General features: G+C 60.6%; 15 protein-coding genes. 5 read left to right on the top strand and 10 right to left on the bottom strand.

What is annotated here, in order from left to right; genetic code table 11:
* Positions 1 to 78 precede the first annotated feature (78 nt).
* The 6 genes from NDJ10_RS14715 to NDJ10_RS14690 are packed head-to-tail and all read right to left on the bottom strand — an operon-like array spanning position 79 to position 7512.
* Positions 79 to 1395, bottom strand: coding sequence for a TolC family outer membrane protein (locus NDJ10_RS14715; RefSeq protein ID WP_296163654.1), 1317 nt, complete (start codon positions 1393 to 1395; stop codon positions 79 to 81).
* A gap of 58 nt (positions 1396 to 1453) precedes the next feature.
* Positions 1454 to 1795 (bottom strand): rhodanese-like domain-containing protein, encoded by a 342-nt coding sequence (locus NDJ10_RS14710; protein ID WP_296163650.1) that lies wholly within the window; start codon positions 1793 to 1795, stop codon positions 1454 to 1456.
* Positions 1796 to 1797: 2 nt separating this feature from the next.
* Positions 1798 to 2460, bottom strand: coding sequence for a protein-L-isoaspartate O-methyltransferase (locus tag NDJ10_RS14705; RefSeq protein WP_296163647.1), 663 nt, complete (start codon positions 2458 to 2460; stop codon positions 1798 to 1800).
* 40 nt (positions 2461 to 2500) lie between these two features.
* The gene (locus NDJ10_RS14700; protein ID WP_296163644.1) at positions 2501 to 5677 is read right to left on the bottom strand and encodes an efflux RND transporter permease subunit; all 3177 of its coding nucleotides are present in this window, start codon (positions 5675 to 5677) and stop codon (positions 2501 to 2503) included.
* On the bottom strand, positions 5678 to 6814 hold the full coding sequence (locus NDJ10_RS14695; protein ID WP_296163642.1) for an efflux RND transporter periplasmic adaptor subunit: 1137 nt from the start codon (positions 6812 to 6814) through the stop codon (positions 5678 to 5680). It lies immediately after the preceding gene.
* On the bottom strand, positions 6811 to 7512 hold the full coding sequence (locus NDJ10_RS14690; protein WP_296163640.1) for a TetR/AcrR family transcriptional regulator: 702 nt from the start codon (positions 7510 to 7512) through the stop codon (positions 6811 to 6813). The genes NDJ10_RS14695 and NDJ10_RS14690 overlap by 4 nt, the downstream gene beginning before the upstream one ends.
* Before the next feature lie 149 nt (positions 7513 to 7661).
* On the opposite strand from NDJ10_RS14690, the gene msrA reads away from it, so the two are divergent.
* The 3 genes from msrA to clpA all read left to right on the top strand — a co-directional run bounded on the left by msrA (position 7662) and on the right by clpA (position 10986).
* Positions 7662 to 8210 (top strand): peptide-methionine (S)-S-oxide reductase MsrA, encoded by a 549-nt coding sequence (gene msrA / locus NDJ10_RS14685; protein ID WP_296163638.1) that lies wholly within the window; start codon positions 7662 to 7664, stop codon positions 8208 to 8210.
* Positions 8211 to 8219: 9 nt separating this feature from the next.
* On the top strand, positions 8220 to 8573 hold the full coding sequence (gene clpS / locus NDJ10_RS14680; RefSeq protein WP_296163636.1) for an ATP-dependent Clp protease adapter ClpS: 354 nt from the start codon (positions 8220 to 8222) through the stop codon (positions 8571 to 8573).
* Between the two features lie 85 nt (positions 8574 to 8658).
* On the top strand, positions 8659 to 10986 hold the full coding sequence (clpA, locus tag NDJ10_RS14675) for an ATP-dependent Clp protease ATP-binding subunit ClpA (protein WP_296163634.1): 2328 nt from the start codon (positions 8659 to 8661) through the stop codon (positions 10984 to 10986).
* Positions 10987 to 11133: 147 nt separating this feature from the next.
* Here clpA and NDJ10_RS14670 read toward each other — a convergent pair whose 3' ends face one another.
* The 4 genes from NDJ10_RS14670 to NDJ10_RS14655 all read right to left on the bottom strand — a co-directional run bounded on the left by NDJ10_RS14670 (position 11134) and on the right by NDJ10_RS14655 (position 17680).
* Entirely contained in the window at positions 11134 to 11745 is a 612-nt protein-coding gene (locus tag NDJ10_RS14670) for a DsbC family protein (RefSeq protein WP_296163633.1), read from the bottom strand.
* A gap of 87 nt (positions 11746 to 11832) precedes the next feature.
* Positions 11833 to 13251, bottom strand: a complete 1419-nt coding sequence (locus tag NDJ10_RS14665; RefSeq protein ID WP_296163632.1) for an efflux transporter outer membrane subunit — start codon at positions 13249 to 13251, stop codon at positions 11833 to 11835.
* Positions 13244 to 16399, bottom strand: a complete 3156-nt coding sequence (locus tag NDJ10_RS14660; protein ID WP_296163631.1) for an efflux RND transporter permease subunit — start codon at positions 16397 to 16399, stop codon at positions 13244 to 13246. The genes NDJ10_RS14665 and NDJ10_RS14660 overlap by 8 nt, the downstream gene beginning before the upstream one ends.
* A gap of 12 nt (positions 16400 to 16411) precedes the next feature.
* The gene (locus NDJ10_RS14655) at positions 16412 to 17680 is read right to left on the bottom strand and encodes an efflux RND transporter periplasmic adaptor subunit (RefSeq protein ID WP_296163629.1); all 1269 of its coding nucleotides are present in this window, start codon (positions 17678 to 17680) and stop codon (positions 16412 to 16414) included.
* A 129-nt stretch (positions 17681 to 17809) separates the two neighbouring features.
* Here NDJ10_RS14655 and NDJ10_RS14650 point away from each other — a divergent pair, with 129 nt between their 5' ends.
* Together NDJ10_RS14650 and tsaD are read left to right on the top strand one after the other, a co-directional pair.
* The gene (locus tag NDJ10_RS14650; RefSeq protein WP_296163627.1) at positions 17810 to 18430 is read left to right on the top strand and encodes a TetR family transcriptional regulator; all 621 of its coding nucleotides are present in this window, start codon (positions 17810 to 17812) and stop codon (positions 18428 to 18430) included.
* A gap of 19 nt (positions 18431 to 18449) precedes the next feature.
* Positions 18450 to 19520, top strand: a complete 1071-nt coding sequence (tsaD, locus tag NDJ10_RS14645; protein ID WP_296163626.1) for a tRNA (adenosine(37)-N6)-threonylcarbamoyltransferase complex transferase subunit TsaD — start codon at positions 18450 to 18452, stop codon at positions 19518 to 19520.
* Positions 19521 to 19663 lie beyond the last annotated feature (143 nt).

The following is a 19663-nucleotide window of genomic DNA, read 5'->3' as shown; positions in this document are numbered from 1 at the left end:
CGCAGGCCCCATACGGCTCGCCAAACCCTGCAGGAGCGGCACCCGCGCCGCGATTCACCCGCGCGGAGTTAAAGGTGTTTACTTCGCAAGCAGCGAGTTCACCGCATTCAAGTCATCCGCCTTGAGCGAGCCATTGGCCTGGCGCAGTTTCAAACCACCCAGCAGCACGTCGTAGCGCGCCTTGGCCAGTCTGGCCTTGGTGTCAAACAGCGCAGTCTGGGCGTTGAGCACGTCGATGTTGATGCGCACGCCCACCTGGTAACCCAGTTTGGTGGCATCGAGCGCACTTTGGCTGGAGGCCTCGGCGGCTTCCAGCGCTTTGACCTGGCCCAGGCCGGATTCAACACCAAAAAACGCGGTGCGGGTAGTTTGAGCCACGCCCCGCTTGGCGGCTTCGAGGTCGCTGCGCGCCTTGTCTTCCAGAGACAGGGTTTCCTTGATGCGGTTTTGAATGGCGTAGCCGGCAAATAGCGGCAGGTTAAAGCTCAAACCGACTTGTGCCACATTGCTGCGGTAGTCCTGTGTGGTGTTGGACGAACCATTGTTTTTGGTGATGTTGTAGCTGCCTGTCAAATCCAGCGTGGGCTTGTTGCCCGCCTGGGCTTTTTGGGTTTCGAGCTGGGCTACTTCCAGGCCCAGCTGGGCCTGGCGCACGGCCGGGCTCATTTCTTCTGACTGCGCCACCCAGCGGGTCACGTCAGCCGGTGTCACGGGGGCAATCACCACAGGCACCGCCAGCGGCTTGGGCGCCGCGCCGGTTTTGCCAGTGAGTTGGTCCAGCGCCACTTTTTTGACGCGCAAGTCGTTTTCGGCGGCTATTTCCTGCGCCAGCACCAGGTCGTAGCGCGCCTGCGCTTCACGGGTGTCGGTGATGGTGGCGGTGCCTACTTCAAAATTGCGCTTGGCGGAGGCCAGTTGTTCGGAAACGGCAGACTTCTGGGCTTTGACAAAGTCCAGATTGTCACTGGAGGTCAGCACGTCAAAGTAGGCCTGGCTGACACGGACGATGAGGTCCTGGTCGGCCGCCTGCAATTGCGCCAGCGCTACTTCAGCCGACTTTTTACCCTGTGCCGCGGTGGCGACATTGGCCGGGCGGTACAAGGGTTGGCTGGCGCTCAGGGTGGCGCTTTGGTTGCCGTAGCTGCGTTCAAAAGTGTCAATATCGCTGTCGATGTTGGTGCGGTTCACACCCAGCCCCAGGTTGGCACTGGGCAACAGGCCGGCCTTGGCCTGCTCGGCCTTGGACAGGTTGGCTTCGTACAGCGATTTGGCCGACTGGTAGCTGGCGTCAAAGCTGCGCGCCGCGTCATAGAGTTCCACCAGGCTTTGGGCCTGTGCAGGCAGCACGAAGGCGGCAGTGAGGGCCAGAGCAAGAGGGAGTTGACGCATGTTCATGATGTTGTCCCTGAGGTAAGGTGCCAATAAGGAGCCGGATGGTCTGGCTAGCGCTGAATCAGTAACGCGGCACGCTGGGGTCCACTTCGGAAGACCAGGCGTTGATGCCGCCCGCCACATTGGCCACATGCTGGAAGCCGCGCGCTTTCAGGAAGTTGGCCACCTGCATGCTGCGCACGCCATGGTGGCACAGGCAGGCCACGGGTTGGTTGGGGTCGAGCTCGTTCAGCCGCGGTGGGATCACCCCCATGGGGATGGTGATGAGCTCAAAACCATCGGCCTTGATGCTGGCGGTGCGCAGTTCATGGGGTTCGCGCACATCCAGCACCACCGGGTTGCCATGTCCGCGCACGGCTTCAAGCCAGTCTTTGAGTTGAATCGGACGGACTTGTGTGACCATGTTTAAAACTTGAAGGCGCTGGGTTGCGGGAAGTTGAGCAAACGGGGCGCGTTGTCGTCCCATTTGTCGACCGAGGTGAAATTGGTTTCGCTGGTGCGGGTGATCACCTGGGCATGCATGATGGGCTCTTCGCCCACGATGGCCACCAGGCGGCCGCCCACCTTGAGCAGGTTCAGCAGTGACTGGGGCACCTCGGCAACCGAGCCACTGAGCAAAATGACATCAAATGGCGCCTCTGCGGGGGTGCCTTTGGAGCCGTCCGCCTGGCGCACCTCGACGTTATGGATGCCGGCGCGTTGCAGGTTGTCGCGGGCCATGTCGGCAATTTCGGGGTTGATTTCGAGCGAGACCACGCGTTGCGCCTGGTGCGCCAGCAGCGCGGTCATGTAACCCGAGCCTGTGCCGATTTCGAGCACCTTGTCGGTGGGCTGAACGGCGGCATCCTGCAGCAACCGGGCTTGCACACGCGGGGGCAGCATGCTCTGGCCACCGGGCAGGGCGATGGCCATGTCAACGAAGGCCAGGGATTTTTGCGCCAGGGGCACAAAGTCTTCGCGCTTGACGCTTGCCAACAGGTCGAGCACCGCCGGATCAGAGACATTCCAGGGACGAATCTGTTGCTCGATCATGTGATAGCGGGCTTGTTCCACGTTTTGCAAGTTCATTTTGGTACTCCTGGGGGTATGTTAACGGAATCGTTCGATTTTAGCGGGTCACGTTGTCAAAAGCCTTGTTTTTTGCGGCATTTAAGTCGGGTTTGCGCCAGAATCTGGCCAGCCATTGCGCCAAATCATCCATGTAGCAGTACACCACCGGTACCACCACCAGCGTCAGCAGGGATGAGGTAATGACGCCACCGATGACCGCCTGGCCCATGGGTGCCCGCATCTCGGCGCCTTCGGACAGGGCAAAGGCCAGCGGCACCATGCCGAAAATCATGGCCAGTGTGGTCATCAGGATCGGGCGCAGGCGCACTTTGGCCGCCATCAGCAGGGCGTCGTGCCGGTTCATGCCGTCTTCGCGTGCGCGGATGGCAAAGTCCACCAGCAAAATGGCGTTTTTGGTGACCAGGCCCATCAGCATGACCACGCCAATGACCGAAAACATGGACAGTGTCGAGTTGAACAGCATCAGCGCCAGCACCACGCCAATCAGCGTCAGCGGCAGGGACGTCATGAGCGCCAGCGGCTGGAAAAAGCTCTTGAACTGGCTGGCCAGTATCATGTAAATGAAGATCACTGCCAGTGCCAGTGCTGACAGCGCGTAGTCAAAAGCCTCGGCCATGTCCTTGACCGAGCCGCTGAACTTGTAGCTGTAACCGGGCGGCATGGCAATGCTGTCCATCGCGGTTCTGATTCCGGCGGAAACCTCGCCGGCCGAGCGCCCCGACACGTTGCCGGTGATGGCCACTTCCCGGGTCAGGTCGCGCCGGTTGATCTGGTTGCTGCCGGTGGATTCAACCACCCTGGCCACCTGGTCGAGCCGCACCAGGCGGGCGTTGCCGTCGGCTTGGGTGCCAACGGTGAAGGGCAGGGCGCTCAAATCGTCGGCCTGGTTGCGCGAGCCGGGCGACAGGCGCACGTTGACGTCATAGGTCTGGTCGTCCGGGGCGCGCCAGTTGCCCACGGTCTGACCGGCCACCAGTGTGCGCAGGCTGTTGCCGATTTGCGCCACGTTCAGGCCCAGGTCGGAGGCCACGTCGCGGCGCACCTGCACGTCCAGGGTGGGTTTGTCGGGTTTGAGCGTCGAGTCCACGTCCACCAGGCCGGGCACGCCGCGAATTTTATCCAGCGCCAGTGTGTTCAGCCGTGACAGCTCGCCCATGTCGGCGCCCTGGATGGAAAAGGCGATCTGCTTCTGGCCACCCACCGGATCGAGCAGCCCGACATGGGTGACGCTGATGCCCGGTACCTCGCGCAGGCGCTGGCGCAGCACGGTCGACATGTCATCCACACTGCGACTGCGTTTGTTGCGGTCTACCAGCCGGATGTAGATGCTGGCGTACATCTTGCCCTGGGCGTTACCGGTGTTGATGGTGGTCAGGGTGTAGTTGACCTCGGGGAAGGTGCGGATGATGCCTTCCACCTGGCGCGCCCGCGCTTCGGTGACGTCGAGCGAGGAGCCCACGGGCGTGTGGAACGTGAGGTTGGTCTCGGAAAAGTCGGATTTGGGTACAAATTCTGTGCCGAGCAGTGGCACCATGAACACACTGCTGACAAAGATGAGCACGGCCAGCGCCACCGTGCTGAGCTTGTGCGCCAGCGCCCAGCGCAGAATGCCCTGGTAAACATCGACCAGCGCGTCGGTACCCTGGTCAAACAAGGCGGTGATGCGGCCAATGGTTTTGTCGTACAGCGTGTGTGGGGTATGGTGTTTGCCGTGCGCCTCAATGCTGGGGTCGTGCCAGATGGAAGACAACATGGGGTCAAGTGTGAAGCTGACAAACATCGAGATCAGCACTGCCGCCACAATGGTCAGGCCAAATTCGTGGAAAAATTTGCCGATGATGCCGCCCATGAAGCCAATCGGCAAAAATACCGCCACGATGGACAGCGTGGTGGCCAGCACCGCCAGGCCAATTTCAGCGGTGCCGTCCATGGATGCGTCAAACGCGCCTTTGCCCATTTGCACGTGGCGCACAATGTTTTCACGCACCACGATGGCGTCGTCAATCAGCAGGCCCACGCACAGGCTCAGCGCCATCATGGTGATCATGTTGATGGTGAAGCCGAGCAGGTTCATGAAGAAAAAGGTGCCGATCAGGGCAATCGGCAGCGTCAGGCCGGTGATGACGGTGGAGCGCCAGGAGTTCAGGAACAAAAACACGATCAGCACGGTGAGCAGCGCGCCTTCAAACAGGGTTTGCCGCACGTTGGAGACCGACACCCGGATTTGCCGCGAGCCGTCGGTGATTGGTGTCAGCTTGACACCGGGGGGCAATTGTTGCTGCAGCTCGGCCAGTGTTTTGTTCAGGCCATCGACCACGGCGATGGTGTTTTCGTCCTGTGCCTTTTGCACGTTCAGCAGCAGGGTGCGCTGGCCGTTGTAGAGCGCAAGGCTTTCGATTTCCTGGGCACCGTCCTGCACTGTGGCGACCTGGTCCACCCGCACCGGGTCGCCATTTTTGCGCGTGATGATGATGCGGCCAAAGTCTTCGGGGCGCTGCACGCGCGCGGCGATCTGGATCACCCGGTCTTGCGCGCTGGAGCGGATGCTGCCCACTGGAAAGTCCTGGTTCTCATTGCGCACGGCATTGGCGACCTGTTCGGGGGTGATGCCATAGGTGGCGAGGGCCTGCGGGTTCAGGTAGATATTGATCTCGCGCATGCTGGCACCTACCAGGGCCACCGAGCCCACGCCGCGCACGTTTTCCAGTCGTTTCTTCAGCGTTTGCTCGGCCCAGCTGGTGAGTTCCACCGCGTTGAGCGGCGTGCCTGCGCTGGCATCGGGCAACACGGCCACCGACCAGATGGCACGACTCGCCGGGTCAAAGCGCAACACCCGGGGCTCCTTGACCTCATCACGCAAGCTGGCGCGAATGGCTGCCACTTTTTCACGCACATCGTCAGCGGCTTTGCGGCCGTCCATGTGCAGGCCGAATTCGATGATGACCACCGACTGGCTCTCATACGAGCGTGACGTGAGGGCGTTGATGCCGGCAATGGAATTGACGCCTTCCTCGATTTTCTTGGTGACTTCACTTTCCACAATCTCGGGTGAGGCGCCGGGGTAGTCGGTGCTGATCACCACCACCGGAAAATCGACGTTGGGGAACTGGTCCACCTGCAGGCGCTGCATGGAAAACAACCCCAGCACCACCAGGGCCAGCATGACCATGGTGGCAAACACCGGGTTGTGAAGGCTGACGCGGGTGAACCACATTTACTGGACGCCTTGTGCGTTGGTTTTTACCAGCGTGCCGACACGCAGACTGCCGACCGAGCCGTCGATCACCAGGCTGCCCTCCGCAACGCCCGTCACGGCCACCATGGCCACGCCCGCCAGGTCGCCGCGAAGTCCCGGTGTCACATTCACATGGCGCACCTGGTTCTGACTGACCAGTTGCACATAGGGTTGCGGCTTGTCGGTGCGCACGGCGCTCAGGGGCAACGCCAGGGTTTTGACGACACCCACGTTCAGGCTGCCTTGGGCAAACAGGCCGTGGCGCAAATGGGTATCGGCGGCCAGCGCCAGATAAACCAGCACGGCGCGGCTGCCCACGGAGGCGCTGGGGTTGATGCGCACCACTTTGGCGTCGATGACCTGCTTGCTGCCATCCAGTGTCAGCTGGGCGCTTTGCCCCACTTTGACTTGCAGCGAATCTGCCGCGTTCAGGCTGGCTTCCAGTTCGAGTTGCCGGTTGTCGACTATTTCCACAATGCGGGCATCCACCGGCACGCGTTCACCCGGCTGCGCCAGACGCTGGGAAATTTGCCCGGCAATGGGGGCCCGCAACACGGTGTCGTCGAGTGCCTTGGCGGCCAGATCAGCCCCGGATTGCGCCGCCTGGTAGCTCGCCTGGGCCGCGTCCAGGCTGGCTTGTGATGAAGCCAGCGCGGTGCTGGAGATGAAACCTTGCGCCACCAGCGCCTGGTTGTTGTCGAAATTGCGCTGGGCAATGGCCACCTGGGCTTTGGCGGCAGCCGCTTGCTGGCGCGCCTGGCGCAAGCGGGCGGCGGATTCGGTGGGGTCGATGCGGGCCAGCACCTGGCCGGTACGCACGCTGTCACCTTCCCGCACCGTCAAGTCCCGCAATTCACCTTGCACACGTGCCTTGACCAGTGCCGTATGAACGGCTTTGATCGGGCCCGAGATCAGTACGGTTTGTTGTAATTCGAGGGTTTTGACCTGTACCAGGTCGCTCGCTGCCAGGGCGATGCTGACTTGCGATTTTTGCGCTGCTTGTTGTGCTTCGAGGGCTGCCTGGCGGGCTTGACGCGCCGACAAGGTGCGCAACGCGCCGGCCAGCAGCAATGTCACAACGAGGCCGGCAAGCGTCCATTTCATCCAGGGTTTCATGGCAGGGGAGGCTCCAGGGAAAGGTTCGTGAGGGTCTTGGGCTGACTGAAGCCGTGCATCAGCATGTCGAGTTGGGCCGCCAGATATTGATGGGGATCAAGTTGCGCATGATCGCTGCAACAGGGTCCCAGTGAATGCTTCCAAAGCGCCAAAAACAACATGGGTGCCAGCACCAGGTACACCCCATAAGTGAAGTCCATCGGGCGAAATTCACCGCGCGCCACACCACGCCGCAAAATGCGCTCAATCAGGGTTTTGCCGGGTTGCATGACTTCGTGCTGGTAGAAACTGGCCAATTCCGGAAAGTTTTGTGCCTCGCTCATGATCAGTTTGAGGATGCCGCTGGTCCGGGTGGAGCCAAGGCGTTCCCACCAATTGAACAAACAGTAGCGCAACATGTCGTGGGTGCTGCCTTCAAAACGTTCAAATTCGTCATTCCATACGGCAAAGCGACCGGAAATGTTTTCACGCACCACGGCCTTGAACAGTTCAACCTTGCTTGGGAAATACAAAAAAAGCGTGCCTTTGGACACCCCGGCGCGTTGCGCCACTTCTTCCACGCGGGTGGCGGCAAAGCCTTTCTCGACAAATAAATCCAGCGCAGCAGCCAGTAATTCGCCAGGCCGTGCCTCCTTGCGGCGCGAGCGGCGGGTGTGGTTGTCCGGCAAAGCTGCGTTGGGGGGTGTTGGCGTTGGCATGAAATTAATGACTAATTGGTTATTAGTGTAACTTTGGGGTCATGCGCTTGTCAATTCAGGCAAAGACCCGGTTGCACCAGGTTTGTCGCTTTGCGGCTAGCATGAATGGGCAGTTGATTCTTCAGCTCGAATTTTTCAAGGGGTAATGCATGGGACAGGCAAATCAAACCATCACACTGGGCGGTGGCTGCTTCTGGTGCACCGAGGCGGTTTATGTGCAGGTGGCGGGCGTGCTGGATGTGGAGTCGGGTTATGGCAATGGCCAGACGCAACACCCCACGTATGAGCAGGTGTGCAGTGGCAGCACGGGACACAACGAGGTGGTCAAACTGGTCTACGATCCTGACCAGATCAGCGTGCGTGAAATACTGGAGATTTTCTTTGTGATTCACGACCCGACCACGCGCAACGCCCAGGGCCATGACCATGGCACCCAGTACCGTAGCGGTATTTATTTCACCACGCCGGAGCAGCAGCAGGTGGCCCTGGCGTTGATTGATGAGCTCACCCGCAGCGGGGTTTACCCGCGTGCCATCGTGACCGAAGTGCTGGCGCAAGCCAATTACTGGCCCGCGGAAACATACCATCAGGATTTTTTTGAAAAACACCCCAACCAGGCTTATTGCCAGGCGGTGGCGGCGCCCAAGGTGGCCAAGTTTCGCAAGACCTTTGCGCGTTTGCAGAAACCAGGCCGATAAAATCGGCTCATGGCCACCAAAATCCCCAAAATTGCTCCTGTCCAGCCGAATGAAACTGTTGAAAACAATGGTACCGTGGTCCTGGAGCGCCGCACGCAGCGCACCAAACCGCCCCAGATGTACCAGGTGGTGATGCTCAATGACGACTACACCCCGATGGAATTCGTGGTGATGGTGTTGCAGGAGTTCTTCAGCAAAGACCTCGAAACTTCGACCCGGATCATGCTCAAGATCCACCTGGAAGGCAAGGCCGTGTGTGGCGTCTATACCCGTGATGTCGCAGCGACCAAGGTCGATCAAGTGCTGGATGCGGCCAACAAGGCGGGCCATCCGCTCAAGTGCTTTTGTGAACCCGTTGCCTAGCCAATGATGGAAACCTGACACACGCAAATGAAATAGAAATCAGATTACAGTTGAAACCTGAAACAAAAGCTATCAAAGGAACTTTATGATTGCCCAAGAACTGGAAGTCAGTCTCCACATGGCGTTTGTTGAGGCGCGTCAACAGCGCCATGAATTCATCACCGTGGAACATTTGCTGCTGGCCTTGCTGGACAACCCCAGCGCTGCCGAGGTACTGCGTGCCTGCTCGGCCAATATCGACGATTTGCGCAAGTCCCTGATCACTTTCATCAAGGACAACACGCCGCAAGTGGCCGGTACCGAAGACGTCGACACCCAGCCGACGCTGGGTTTCCAGCGCGTCATTCAGCGTGCCATCATGCACGTGCAGTCCACCGGCAGCGGCAAAAAAGAGGTGACCGGCGCCAATGTGCTGGTCGCCATTTTTGGCGAGAAGGACTCGCATGCGGTCTACTACCTGCACCAGCAGGGCGTGACGCGCCTTGATGTGGTCAATTTCATCGCCCACGGCATCAAGAAGAGCGACCCGCCCGAGCCCGTGCGCTCGGCCGACAACCCGGCAGAGGCCGAGGAAGGCGCCAGCGAGAAGAACGAAAAATCTTCACCGCTGGAGCAGTTCACGCAAAACCTGAATCAGCTTGCCAAGGACGGCAAGATCGACCCCCTGATCGGACGCGACTATGAAGTCGAGCGCGTCATCCAGATCCTGTGCCGCCGGCGCAAGAACAACCCGCTGCTGGTGGGTGAGGCTGGCGTCGGCAAGACCGCCATCGCCGAAGGCCTGGCCTGGCGCATCACGCAAAAAGACGTCCCCGAGATCCTGGCCGAATCCATCGTCTACTCGTTGGACATGGGTGCCCTGCTGGCCGGGACCAAGTACCGGGGTGATTTTGAGCAGCGCCTCAAAGGCGTGCTGAAGGCGCTCAAGGACAAGCCCAACACCATTCTGTTCATTGACGAAATCCACACCCTGATCGGCGCTGGCGCGGCTTCGGGTGGCACGCTGGATGCCTCCAACCTGCTCAAGCCGGCCCTGAGTTCGGGAGCGCTCAAGTGCATTGGCGCCACCACCTTTACCGAATACCGCGGCATTTTCGAGAAAGACGCGGCCTTGTCGCGCCGTTTTCAGAAGGTCGATGTGGTCGAACCCACGGTGGAGCAGACGGTCGAAATTCTCAAGGGACTCAAGTCGCGTTTTGAAGAGCACCACAACGTCAAATACGCCGTGGCAGCCCTGCAGGCGGCAGCCGAGCTGAGCGCCAAGTACATCAACGACCGGCATCTGCCCGACAAGGCCATCGACGTGATTGACGAAGCCGGTGCGGCCCAGCGTATTTTGCCGCCGTCCAAGCGCAAGAAAATCATCAGCAAGTCCGAGGTCGAAGACATCGTGGCCAAGATTGCCCGCATCCCGCCCGCCAACGTGTCGAATGACGACCGCGGCAAGCTCAAGACGCTGGAGCGCGATTTGCGCAACGTGGTGTTCGGCCAGGACCAGGCGCTCGACAAGCTGGCCTCGGCTGTGAAGATGTCACGCTCGGGCCTGGGCAAGGGCGACAAGCCGATTGGCACCTTCCTGTTCAGCGGTCCCACCGGTGTCGGTAAGACCGAGTCGGCCAAGCAGTTGGCCTACATCATGGGCATCGAGCTGATCCGTTTCGACATGAGCGAGTACATGGAGCAGCACGCCGTGAGCCGCCTCATTGGCGCGCCGCCTGGCTACGTCGGGTTCGATCAGGGTGGCTTGTTGACCGAGGCCATCACCAAAAAGCCGCACTGTGTGTTGCTGCTCGACGAAATCGAGAAGGCGCACCCGGCCATTTTCAATGTGCTGCTGCAGGTGATGGACCACGGCACCTTGACCGACAATAACGGGCGCAAGGCCGACTTCCGCAACGTCATCATTGTCATGACCACCAATGCGGGTGCCGAGACCATGAACAAGGCGACCATCGGCTTCACCAATCCGCGTGAGGCGGGTGACGAGATGGCCGACATCAAGCGCATGTTCACGCCCGAATTCCGCAACCGGCTTGACGCCATCGTGAGCTTCAAGGCACTCGATGAAAACGTCATCCTGCGGGTGGTCGATAAGTTCCTGCTGCAGCTTGAAGCCCAGCTGGCCGAGAAAAAGGTGGAGGTCACGTTCACCGACAAGCTGCGCAAGCACCTGGCCAAAAAAGGGTTCGATCCGCTGATGGGCGCGCGACCCATGCAGCGCCTGATTCAGGACACGATCCGCCGTGCCCTGGCTGACGAACTGCTGTTTGGCCGGCTGGTCGATGGCGGCCGCCTGACGGTGGAGCTTGACGATACGGACGAAAGCAAGACCGACGTCCTGCTCGACATCCAGCCCCTGCCCAAAAAAGAAGGCAAATCCAAGCCTGAGGTCCCGGAAGCAGCAACCTCCTGAGCTGATCATCAAACACAAAAAACCGTGCCCGGTGCCAAGGCATCCTGCACGGGTTTTTTATGGTCGACCGTATCTCGTAGAGACCCGCCCTCGGGCCGATGGATGTCAGGCCCTGGTCAGACCAGGGTCTGATCAGGTTTTGCCGACTTATTCAACGCCCAGCAAATTCGCCAAAGCTGCCGTCTCCATGGCGCCATTGAAGCTCACGATGTCACCGGTTTTACGGTGCTTACCCAGCAAAAACGGTACCGAATCGACACCCAGCTGATTCAGCAATTGGGTGTTGTTGTTGATGGCTTGCTTGAGCTCATCTGGCACGTCGGCACTGGCAGCCATGCCGCCGGTGCCAGCCAGCAAGGACTGTTCATGCGCGGTCATGGTTTCCACCGGATTGACTGCACCCAACAGGGCGGCGCCTTGCGGCAGGCTTTTGGTCGGGTTGAACGAGATCGGAATCCAGACAAATTTCACCTTGCTGTGCAGCGGCAAAGAGGCCTGCCACAAGCGGCCGCAGTGCGGGCATTGCGGATCAAACAGCACATAGACCGGTTGTGCGCTCATCAGGGCGCCGACGGTAAAGCCCTTGCCCTTGCTTGCGACCAGGTCGTAGGACGATCCGGTGTTGGCAGCAAGCGTCACTGGCGCGGTGGCTGCCGCGTTGCCTTCTGGCGTTGCGCCGGGACTGGCGGTGTCTGTTTTGGAGCAGCCAGCCACCGCAAGAACAAGCGCTGCGGTGAGTGTGAGGGTGGTGATGTTCATGGTTGTCATTCCTTAAGCAGGCCAAAGGCCAAAGTCACAAAAGCGCAGATTGTCAGGGAAAAGCCGATGGGTGTGAGAGGGCATGGATTAAAGCTGTGGCGCTGGCGCCGTGCCCCCACCAAGGGTTTTGAACAGTGCAATTTGATTTTGCAAACTGACCAGCCGGGTCTGCACCAGGGCCTGCTGGGCGGCAAACAAACTGCGTTGGGCATCGAGCCAATCGAGCTGGTTGGCCACACCATGTTGCAGGCGCAGTTGCGTCAAATGGTTGCGGGCTGTTTCTGCTTCGAGCAGGGCCTGCTGGGCTTGCAGCTGCTCTGCCAGCGTGGCGCGGCTGGCCAGGGCATCGGCCACCTCGCGAAAGGCATTCTGGATGGCTTTTTCATATTGGGCGACAGCAATCTCGCGCCCGGTTTTTGCAGCGTCCAGATTGGCCTGGTTGCGACCGGCATCAAAGATCGGCAGCACCAGTTGGGGTGCCAGGGTCCAGCCCCAGGAGCCGTCCTTGAACAGGCCGGAGAGCGCGGAACTGGCGGAACCGGCACCGGCGGTCAGGCTGATGCGTGGAAAAAATGCAGCCCGGGCGGCCCCGATATTGGCATTGCTGGCCATCAGCAGTTGTTCGGCCTGGCGAATATCAGGGCGGCGTGCGAGCAGGTCGGAGGGCAGTCCGGCAGGCAGATCGGCAAATGCGAGCTGTTTCAGCTTGTGCGGCTTCCACTGTGCCCGATTGGCTTCGCTGATGGGTTGTCCGAGCAGCAAGGCAAGGGCATTTTCGTCCAGCGCGCGCTGGCGCAACTGCTGGGCCAGCGTGACGCGTGCCGACTCCAGCAGGGTTTGCGCGTTGCGCAGCTCAAAATCGGAGGCCGCTCCGTGTTGACGCTTGAGCTCGACCAGCTTGAGGGATTCAGCGCGGGAGTCAAGTGTCTGGACCGACACGGCCAGCAGTTCTTCGTCAGCCAGCAGATTCAGCCAGCTTTGTGCGACGGTGGCGATCAGGCTGATCTGGACCGTCTGTGCCGCTTCCGCACTGGCCAGGTACTGGCCCAGGGCTTGCTCCTTGAGGCTGGCGACACGACCAAAAAAATCCAGCTCATAAGCGGTCACCAGCAGCCCGGCGTTGTAGCTGCTTTTGATGGCGCCGTTACTGTCGGGGGTGCGTGAGCCTGTGGCGGCCGCGTTAAGGGTGGGAAACTGGTCAGCCCGGCGAATGCCGAACTGGGCGCGGGCTTGCTCGATGTTGAGCAGCGCCACCCGCAGGTCCCGGTTATTGGCCAGCGCAGTCTCAATCAACTGGCGCAGCGCGGGCTGGGTAAAGTAATCCTGCCAGCTCGGCGCCGCGGTGCTGGCATTGCTGACAGCGGTTTGGGCGGATGCGGGCCACTGGGCGGCCACTGGCGCGCTGGGCCGCTCATAGGTCGGCATGAGTGAGCAGCCCGCTAAAAAAGTGATGGCCGCCAGTGCCACGACGCCCGCCGGGCGTGATTTTTTTGGTTTGTTATTCATGCGAATGCACTCCCATGTGCTCGGCTTGCGCCGCGTGCACTTGCTGCTGGCGTGCGCTGTCCTTGAACAGGTTGCGCACCACGACAAAGAAGATCGGTACAAACACCACCGCCAGCGCGGTACCCGTCAGAATGCCGCCAATCACGCCTGTACCAATGGCACGCTGGCTGGCTGAGCCGGCACCTGTGGCCAATGCCAGGGGCAATACCCCCAGCGTGAATGCCATGGAGGTCATCACAATCGGGCGAAAGCGCAGATGGGCGGCTTCGAGGGCCGCTGCGACTACGCTTTTGCCCTGGGCCTGCAGGTCCTTGGCAAATTCGATGATCAGAATGGCGTTCTTGGCGGACAAGCCGATGATGGTGATCAGGCCGACCTGAAAGTACACGTCGTTGGCGTAGGCGCGCAGCAGCGTGGCCAGGATCACGCCCAGCACACCCAGTGGCACCACCAGAATGACGGCCAGCGGAATGGTCCAGCTCTCATACAGGGCCGCCAGGCATAAAAACACCGACAAAATGGCAAAGCCATAGAGGATCATGGCTTGCGCGCCCGCCAGTTTTTCCTCGCGCGAGGTGCCGGTCCACTCAAAGCCGAAGCCGGGTGGCAGTTGGCTGGCCAGTTTTTCCATTTCGTTGATCGCGTCGCCGGTACTCATCCCGGCTGCGGCACTGCCACTGATGCGCATGGCTGGGTAGCCGTTGTAGCGCACGGTCTGCATGGCGCCGGTGACCCAACGCGTGCTGGCAAAGGCTGACAAGGGCACGGTTTGTCCCTTGTTGTTGACCATGTTGAGCTTGAGCAAATCGTCGGGTTGCATGCGCGCTGGTGCGTCGGCCTGGACGATCACGCGTTGCAGGCGGCCGGCGTTTGGAAAGTCGTTGGCATAACTTGAACCCAGTGCGGTCGAGATGGTGGCGTTGATGGCGTCAAACCCGACGCCCAGGGCACTGGCTTTGTCGCGGTCAATGTCCAATTGCAGTTGCGGTGCGTCCTCCAGCCCGTCCGGTCGCACCTGGGTCAGTACCTTGCTTTGTGCGGCCATGCCCAGCAACTGGTTGCGCGCACCCAGCAGGGCTTCATGGCCCAGGCCGGCACGGTCCTGCAGGCGGAAGCTGAAGCCGCTTGACGCACCCAGCTCAGGAATCGGCGGCGGACTCAAAGGGAAAATGAAGGCATCACGAATGCCTGACAGCGCGCCAAAAGCCCGCCCGGCCAGCGCTTGTGCCGAGCTATTTGGTGCGTGGCGCTCGGACCAGTCCTTGAGGGTGACAAATGCCAGCGCGGCGTTTTGTCCCTGGCCGGAGAAGCTGAAACCCAGCACGCTGACCATGCTTTTGACTTCAGGCTGCTTGAGCATGAAGCCTTCCACCTGTTGCATCACCTCCAGGGTCCGCCCCTGTGTGGCACCCGGCGGCAGTTGCACATTCACCAGCATCGTGCCCTGGTCTTCATTGGGCAAAAACGAAGCGGGCAGGCGCTGGTACATCAACGCCGCACCGGCCAGGATGGCCAGGTAAATCACCAGGTAACGCGCGGCACGCGGCAGCACCCTGGCGACACCGCCTTCATACGCTTTCGCTGTTTTGGCAAAGCCGCGGTTGAACCAGCCAAAAAAACCGCTCTTGGTATGGTGGTGGCCCGCTGCCACAGGTTTCAGCAGGGTGGCGCACAAAGCCGGGGTAAGTGACAGTGCCAGGAACGCCGAGAACGCAATCGAGACGCCCATCACCGCCGAGAACTGGCGGTAAATGTTGCCGATCGAGCCGCTGAAAAACGCCAGCGGCACAAACACCGAGATCAGCACCACAGTGACGCCAACGATGGCGCCAGAGATTTGGCCCATGGCCTTGCGCGTGGCTTCCAGCGGCGCCAGCCCTTCTTCACTCATGATGCGCTCGACGTTTTCCACCACCACGATCGCGTCGTCGACCACGATGCCGATGACCAGCACCATGGCGAACATGGTCAGCACGTTGATCGAGAACCCCATCGCCAGCAGTGTGGCAAAGGTGCCCAGCAACGCAATCGGCACGACCAGCGTGGGGATCAGCGTGTAGCGCCAGTCCTGCAAAAACAGATACATCACCAGGAACACCAGCAGCACCGCTTCCAGCAGCGTGGAGGCTACCTGTGTCAGTGAGGTTTCAATGAATTGTGAGCTGTCGTAGGGAATGTTCCAGGTCACCCCCTTGGGGAAGAATTTTTCGAGCTCGTGCATGCGGGCGCGCACCGCCTTGGCCGTGGCCAGTGCGTTGCCACTGGGCGACAACTGGACGCCAATGCCGGTGGATGGTTTGCCGTTGAGCCGCGCCGAAGTGGCGTAGGACTGGGCACCGAGTTCGATGCGCGCCACGTCTTTCAGGCGCACGGCAGAGCCGTCGATGTTGGCGCGCAACATGATGTTGCCAAACTGCTCGACGCTGCCGAGCTGGCCATTGACCACCACGGTAGCGGCAATGCCTTGTCCGGCCACGTTGGGCAGGCTGCCAATTTCACCGGCAGACACCTGGGCGTTTTGCGCCCGGATGGCGGCGGTGACTTCAGCGGCGGACAGGTTCAGGCCCATGAGTTTGGCGGGGTCAATCCAGACCCGCATGGCGCGTTCGGTGCCAAACAGCTGGACCTGGCCGACACCCGGCAAACGCTGTATTTCAGGCACGATCGAACGCGAGGCGTAATCACCCAGCGCGACCGGTGTCAAAGCCGGGTCGTCAGACGACAAAATGGCAAACAGCAGGAAGTTGCTGCGCGCCTTGTCCACGCGCACGCCTTGCTGGGTCACGGCCGAGGGCAGCCGGGGCGTGGCGCGTGACAGGCGGTTTTGTACGTCCACCTGCGCCAGATCGTCATGGGTGCCGGGCTGAAAGCTCAGGGTGATGCTGCCGGTGCCGCTGGCCTGGGCGACCGATTCCATGTAGATCAGGCCGGGCGAGCCGTTCATTTCCTGCTCGATGATCGACAGCACGCTTTCTTCCAGTGTTTTCGCGGAAGCACCCGGGTAAGTGGCGGAGATCACGATGGAAGGTGGTGCCACCGGCGGGTACTGGGCAATCGGCAACTGGGTGATGGCCACCGAGCCCAGCACGATGATGAACAGCGCAATGACCCAGGCAAAGATGGGGCGGTCAATAAAAAATTTAGCCATGGGAACGGTTCCTTAGTGCGCAGTGCTGGCGGCTGGCACCGGGGCCGATGCGGCATGGGCCGCTTGGGCTGGCGCGCTGCCGGGAGCTTGCCAGGGCACGGTTTTCACGAGAGCGTCACCACGGAGTTTCTGGAAGCCATCGACCATTACCTGGTCGCCGCTTTGCAGTCCATCCAGAATGACCCACTGACCGTTTTGCTGTGCGCCGACCTTGACCGGGCGCGGCGCCACCTTGCCGTCAGCGGCCACCACCATCACCGAATCGCCCTGCGCGGAACGCGTCACCGCCTGTTGGGGCAGGGTGATGGCGCTGCTCACTTGCGCCTGCTCCAGGCGGACACGCACAAACAGGCCCGGCAGCAGGGTACCGGTCGGGTTGGGCACTTCGGCGCGCAAGGTGATCTGGCCGCTGGTGCTGTCCACCGTCAGGTCTGAAAACAACAGCTTGCCAGGCCTGGCGTACTCGGAACCGTCTTCCAGCATCAGTCGGACGCTGGCCGCCTGGCTGCCGGCGCGCTTGAGTTGGCCTGCTTCCATGGCTTTGCGTAGGCGCATGACTTCGGACGCGGATTGGGTGAAGTTGATGTACATCGGGTCTGTCTGCTGGATCACGGCCATGGGTGTGGCTTCACCTTGGCCGACCAAGGCACCTTCCGTGACAAGGGCGCGACCAATGCGGCCACTGATCGGCGCCGTGATGGCCGCGTAGCCCAGGTTGATGCGCGCCGTTTGCACTGCAGCACGGGCCACGGCAAGGTCACCTTCAGCCAGTTTTTGGGCAGCCTGGGCATTGACAAATTCCTGCTGGCTGATGGCCTTGGCTTCGATCAGTGGTTTGAAGCGCTCGGCTTGTGCCGAGGCCTGCATCAGGTTGGCTTCGGCTTTGGTAACCGAGGCCTGGGCACTCGTCAAGGTGGCCTGGTAGGGGCTGGCGTCTATCTGGAATAGTGCCTGACCGGCACGCACCTGGCTACCCTCGACAAACAGGCGCTTTTGCACAATACCGGCAGCGCGTGCGCGTACCTGTGCCACCCGCGAAGCCTCCAGCCGGCCTGGAAGTTCGGTAACCAGACCCACATCGGCCAGTTTCACTGTGATCACGCCCACTTCGGCGGGGGGTGGGCCACCCGAGGCGCCGGGGCCGGCCGCGGGCGTACTGCCCTGGCCACAGGCTGCCAGTAGCAGGGTCAGGCCCAATGCGGCGCTTGTCCGGATGCGCTGGTGTGAGGAGGGGTGGGTGGGAATTCTTGGGCGAGCAAGGGGCGTGCGGTTGTGCAACATGTTGGGATTCCTGGAAAAATGAACGCTCAGGACAAGGCAAAAGCAGGGCGAAATAACGGTCTTGATTTTTTCAGAAGTATACATACAATCATGAATGTAAGTTAATAGCCCTGCCAAGAAAATACACCCATGGTCCGCCGTACCAAAGAAGACGCCGAAGAAACCCGCCACCAGTTGCTGGAAGCGGCGCAGCGCGTATTTGCTGAAAAAGGGGTGTCGCGCACATCGCTGCAAGACATTGCACAAGCTGCTGGCGTGACACGGGGGGCTATTTACTGGCATTTTAAAAACAAGGTCGAATTGTTCAATGCCATGATGGACAGCGCCGTCCTGCCGATGGAACAAGCCATGCAGCAGATCGGCCATGATGCGGGGCAAGACCCATTGGTGGAACTTGAGCACGCCATGTTGTGGACCATGCACAGCATCGAGTCGGATGCGCGTACCCGCGCCATTTTTGAAGTGGCCACCTTGAAAGTGGAATATGTTGACGAATTGTTGGCCGTCAAGGAACGGCATGTGAAATGTTCTGTGGATGGCAAGCGCCAGATACAGCGCAGCCTGGAGGACGCCGCCGCACGGCGTGCGGTGATGCTGGCCGTGCCGGCCGCAGTGGCAGCGCATGGCCTGCATGCGCTCATGGTTGGGCTGATTCACACCTGGGTGCTGGACCCCTCTGCGTTCAAGTTGGTGGCGGTGTCACGAACGTCCATTCATACCTATCTGGCCGGGCTGGGTTTGAAATTTTGATCGCCTAAACTTGCCAGCTATGGCAAATGATTACTGTGTGTTGGGAATTGAGTCCTCGTGTGACGAGACCGGCGTGGCGCTGGTGCGTGTGCAGGGCCGGGACTTGCCGGTGTTGCTGGCACATGCGCTTTACAGCCAGATCGAGATGCATCAGGCCTATGGCGGCGTGGTGCCCGAGTTGGCCAGCCGTGATCACATTCGACGGGTGTTGCCACTGACCCAGGAGGTGTTGCAGGCTTCAGGCAAGTGCTTGCAGGACGTTGACGTGGTGGCCTTTACCCGCGGTCCGGGCCTGGCGGGTGCGCTGTTGGTGGGGGCGGGCGTGGCCTGCGCCCTGGGCGCCTCCTTGGGCAAGCCGGTGTTGGGCGTGCATCACCTGGAAGGGCATTTGTTGTCGCCGTTTTTGAGTGTCGATCCGCCCGAGTTTCCGTTTGTGGCCTTGCTGGTGTCGGGCGGACACACACAATTGATGCAGGTAAGTGGGGTAGGGCGTTACCAGATGCTGGGTGAAACCATTGATGACGCAGCCGGCGAGGCGTTTGACAAATCGGCCAAGTTGCTGGGGCTGGGTTACCCAGGGGGACCCGCGCTGTCCAAACTGGCAGAAATGGGTGATCCGGTGGCATTCAAGTTGCCACGCCCACTGTTGCACGGTGACAACCTGGATTTCTCTTTTGCCGGATTGAAAACGGCGGTGATGGTGCAGGCCAAAAAGCTGGCATCGGGGCAGGGCTGTGCTGTCGAGGGATTGCCTGGTCAGGTTCTGGCCGATCTGGCTGCTTCCACCCAGGCCGCGATTGTGGAGGTGCTGGTCAAAAAATCACTAGCAGCGCTCAAGTCCACAGGTTTGCAGCGGCTGGTGGTGGCCGGGGGTGTCGGCGCGAATCGCAGCTTGCGTGAACAACTCAACCTGGCGTGCGCCAGGCGCGGTGTGCGTGTGCATTACCCGGAGTTGCACCTGTGCACCGACAACGGTGCCATGATCGCCATGGCAGCCGCCATGCGACTGCAGTCGGGCTCTCAGGCGGCCAGCATGACTTATGCGTTTGATGTCAGGCCACGCTGGCCACTCGATGAAATCATGGCCTGACGGCGCATTACACTGCGCAGCGTTCTGACCGAACCAGCCGCCTGCCTCCAGTCTGGCGAGTGACACGGCTGTCATTGAGAAATTTTTTTGATGTTAAAAATAATGCGACGAGCCGTGTTGGGGCTCGCTTTGTTGCTTTCCTT

Source organism: Rhodoferax sp. (genome assembly GCF_023700745.1).
Classification (GTDB): domain Bacteria; phylum Pseudomonadota; class Gammaproteobacteria; order Burkholderiales; family Burkholderiaceae_C; genus Rhodoferax.
The sequence above is the reverse complement of the archived record's forward strand: the minus strand, read 5'-3'. Positions and strand labels throughout refer to the sequence as shown.

Bases quoted from the DNA above. Each gene is read 5' to 3' on its own strand.
- NDJ10_RS14715 (WP_296163654.1), bottom strand. From the start codon at position 1,395: ATGAACATGCGTCAACTCCCTCTTGCTCTGGCCCTCACTGCCGCCTTC.
- NDJ10_RS14710 (WP_296163650.1), bottom strand. From the start codon at position 1,795: ATGGTCACACAAGTCCGTCCGATTCAACTCAAAGACTGGCTTGAAGCC.
- NDJ10_RS14705 (WP_296163647.1), bottom strand. From the start codon at position 2,460: ATGAACTTGCAAAACGTGGAACAAGCCCGCTATCACATGATCGAGCAA.
- NDJ10_RS14700 (WP_296163644.1), bottom strand. From the start codon at position 5,677: ATGTGGTTCACCCGCGTCAGCCTTCACAACCCGGTGTTTGCCACCATG.
- NDJ10_RS14695 (WP_296163642.1), bottom strand. From the start codon at position 6,814: ATGAAACCCTGGATGAAATGGACGCTTGCCGGCCTCGTTGTGACATTG.
- NDJ10_RS14690 (WP_296163640.1), bottom strand. From the start codon at position 7,512: ATGCCAACGCCAACACCCCCCAACGCAGCTTTGCCGGACAACCACACC.
- msrA (WP_296163638.1), top strand. From the start codon at position 7,662: ATGGGACAGGCAAATCAAACCATCACACTGGGCGGTGGCTGCTTCTGG.
- clpS (WP_296163636.1), top strand. From the start codon at position 8,220: ATGGCCACCAAAATCCCCAAAATTGCTCCTGTCCAGCCGAATGAAACT.
- clpA (WP_296163634.1), top strand. From the start codon at position 8,659: ATGATTGCCCAAGAACTGGAAGTCAGTCTCCACATGGCGTTTGTTGAG.
- NDJ10_RS14670 (WP_296163633.1), bottom strand. From the start codon at position 11,745: ATGAACATCACCACCCTCACACTCACCGCAGCGCTTGTTCTTGCGGTG.
- NDJ10_RS14665 (WP_296163632.1), bottom strand. From the start codon at position 13,251: ATGAATAACAAACCAAAAAAATCACGCCCGGCGGGCGTCGTGGCACTG.
- NDJ10_RS14660 (WP_296163631.1), bottom strand. From the start codon at position 16,399: ATGGCTAAATTTTTTATTGACCGCCCCATCTTTGCCTGGGTCATTGCG.
- NDJ10_RS14655 (WP_296163629.1), bottom strand. From the start codon at position 17,680: ATGTTGCACAACCGCACGCCCCTTGCTCGCCCAAGAATTCCCACCCAC.
- NDJ10_RS14650 (WP_296163627.1), top strand. From the start codon at position 17,810: ATGGTCCGCCGTACCAAAGAAGACGCCGAAGAAACCCGCCACCAGTTG.
- tsaD (WP_296163626.1), top strand. From the start codon at position 18,450: ATGGCAAATGATTACTGTGTGTTGGGAATTGAGTCCTCGTGTGACGAG.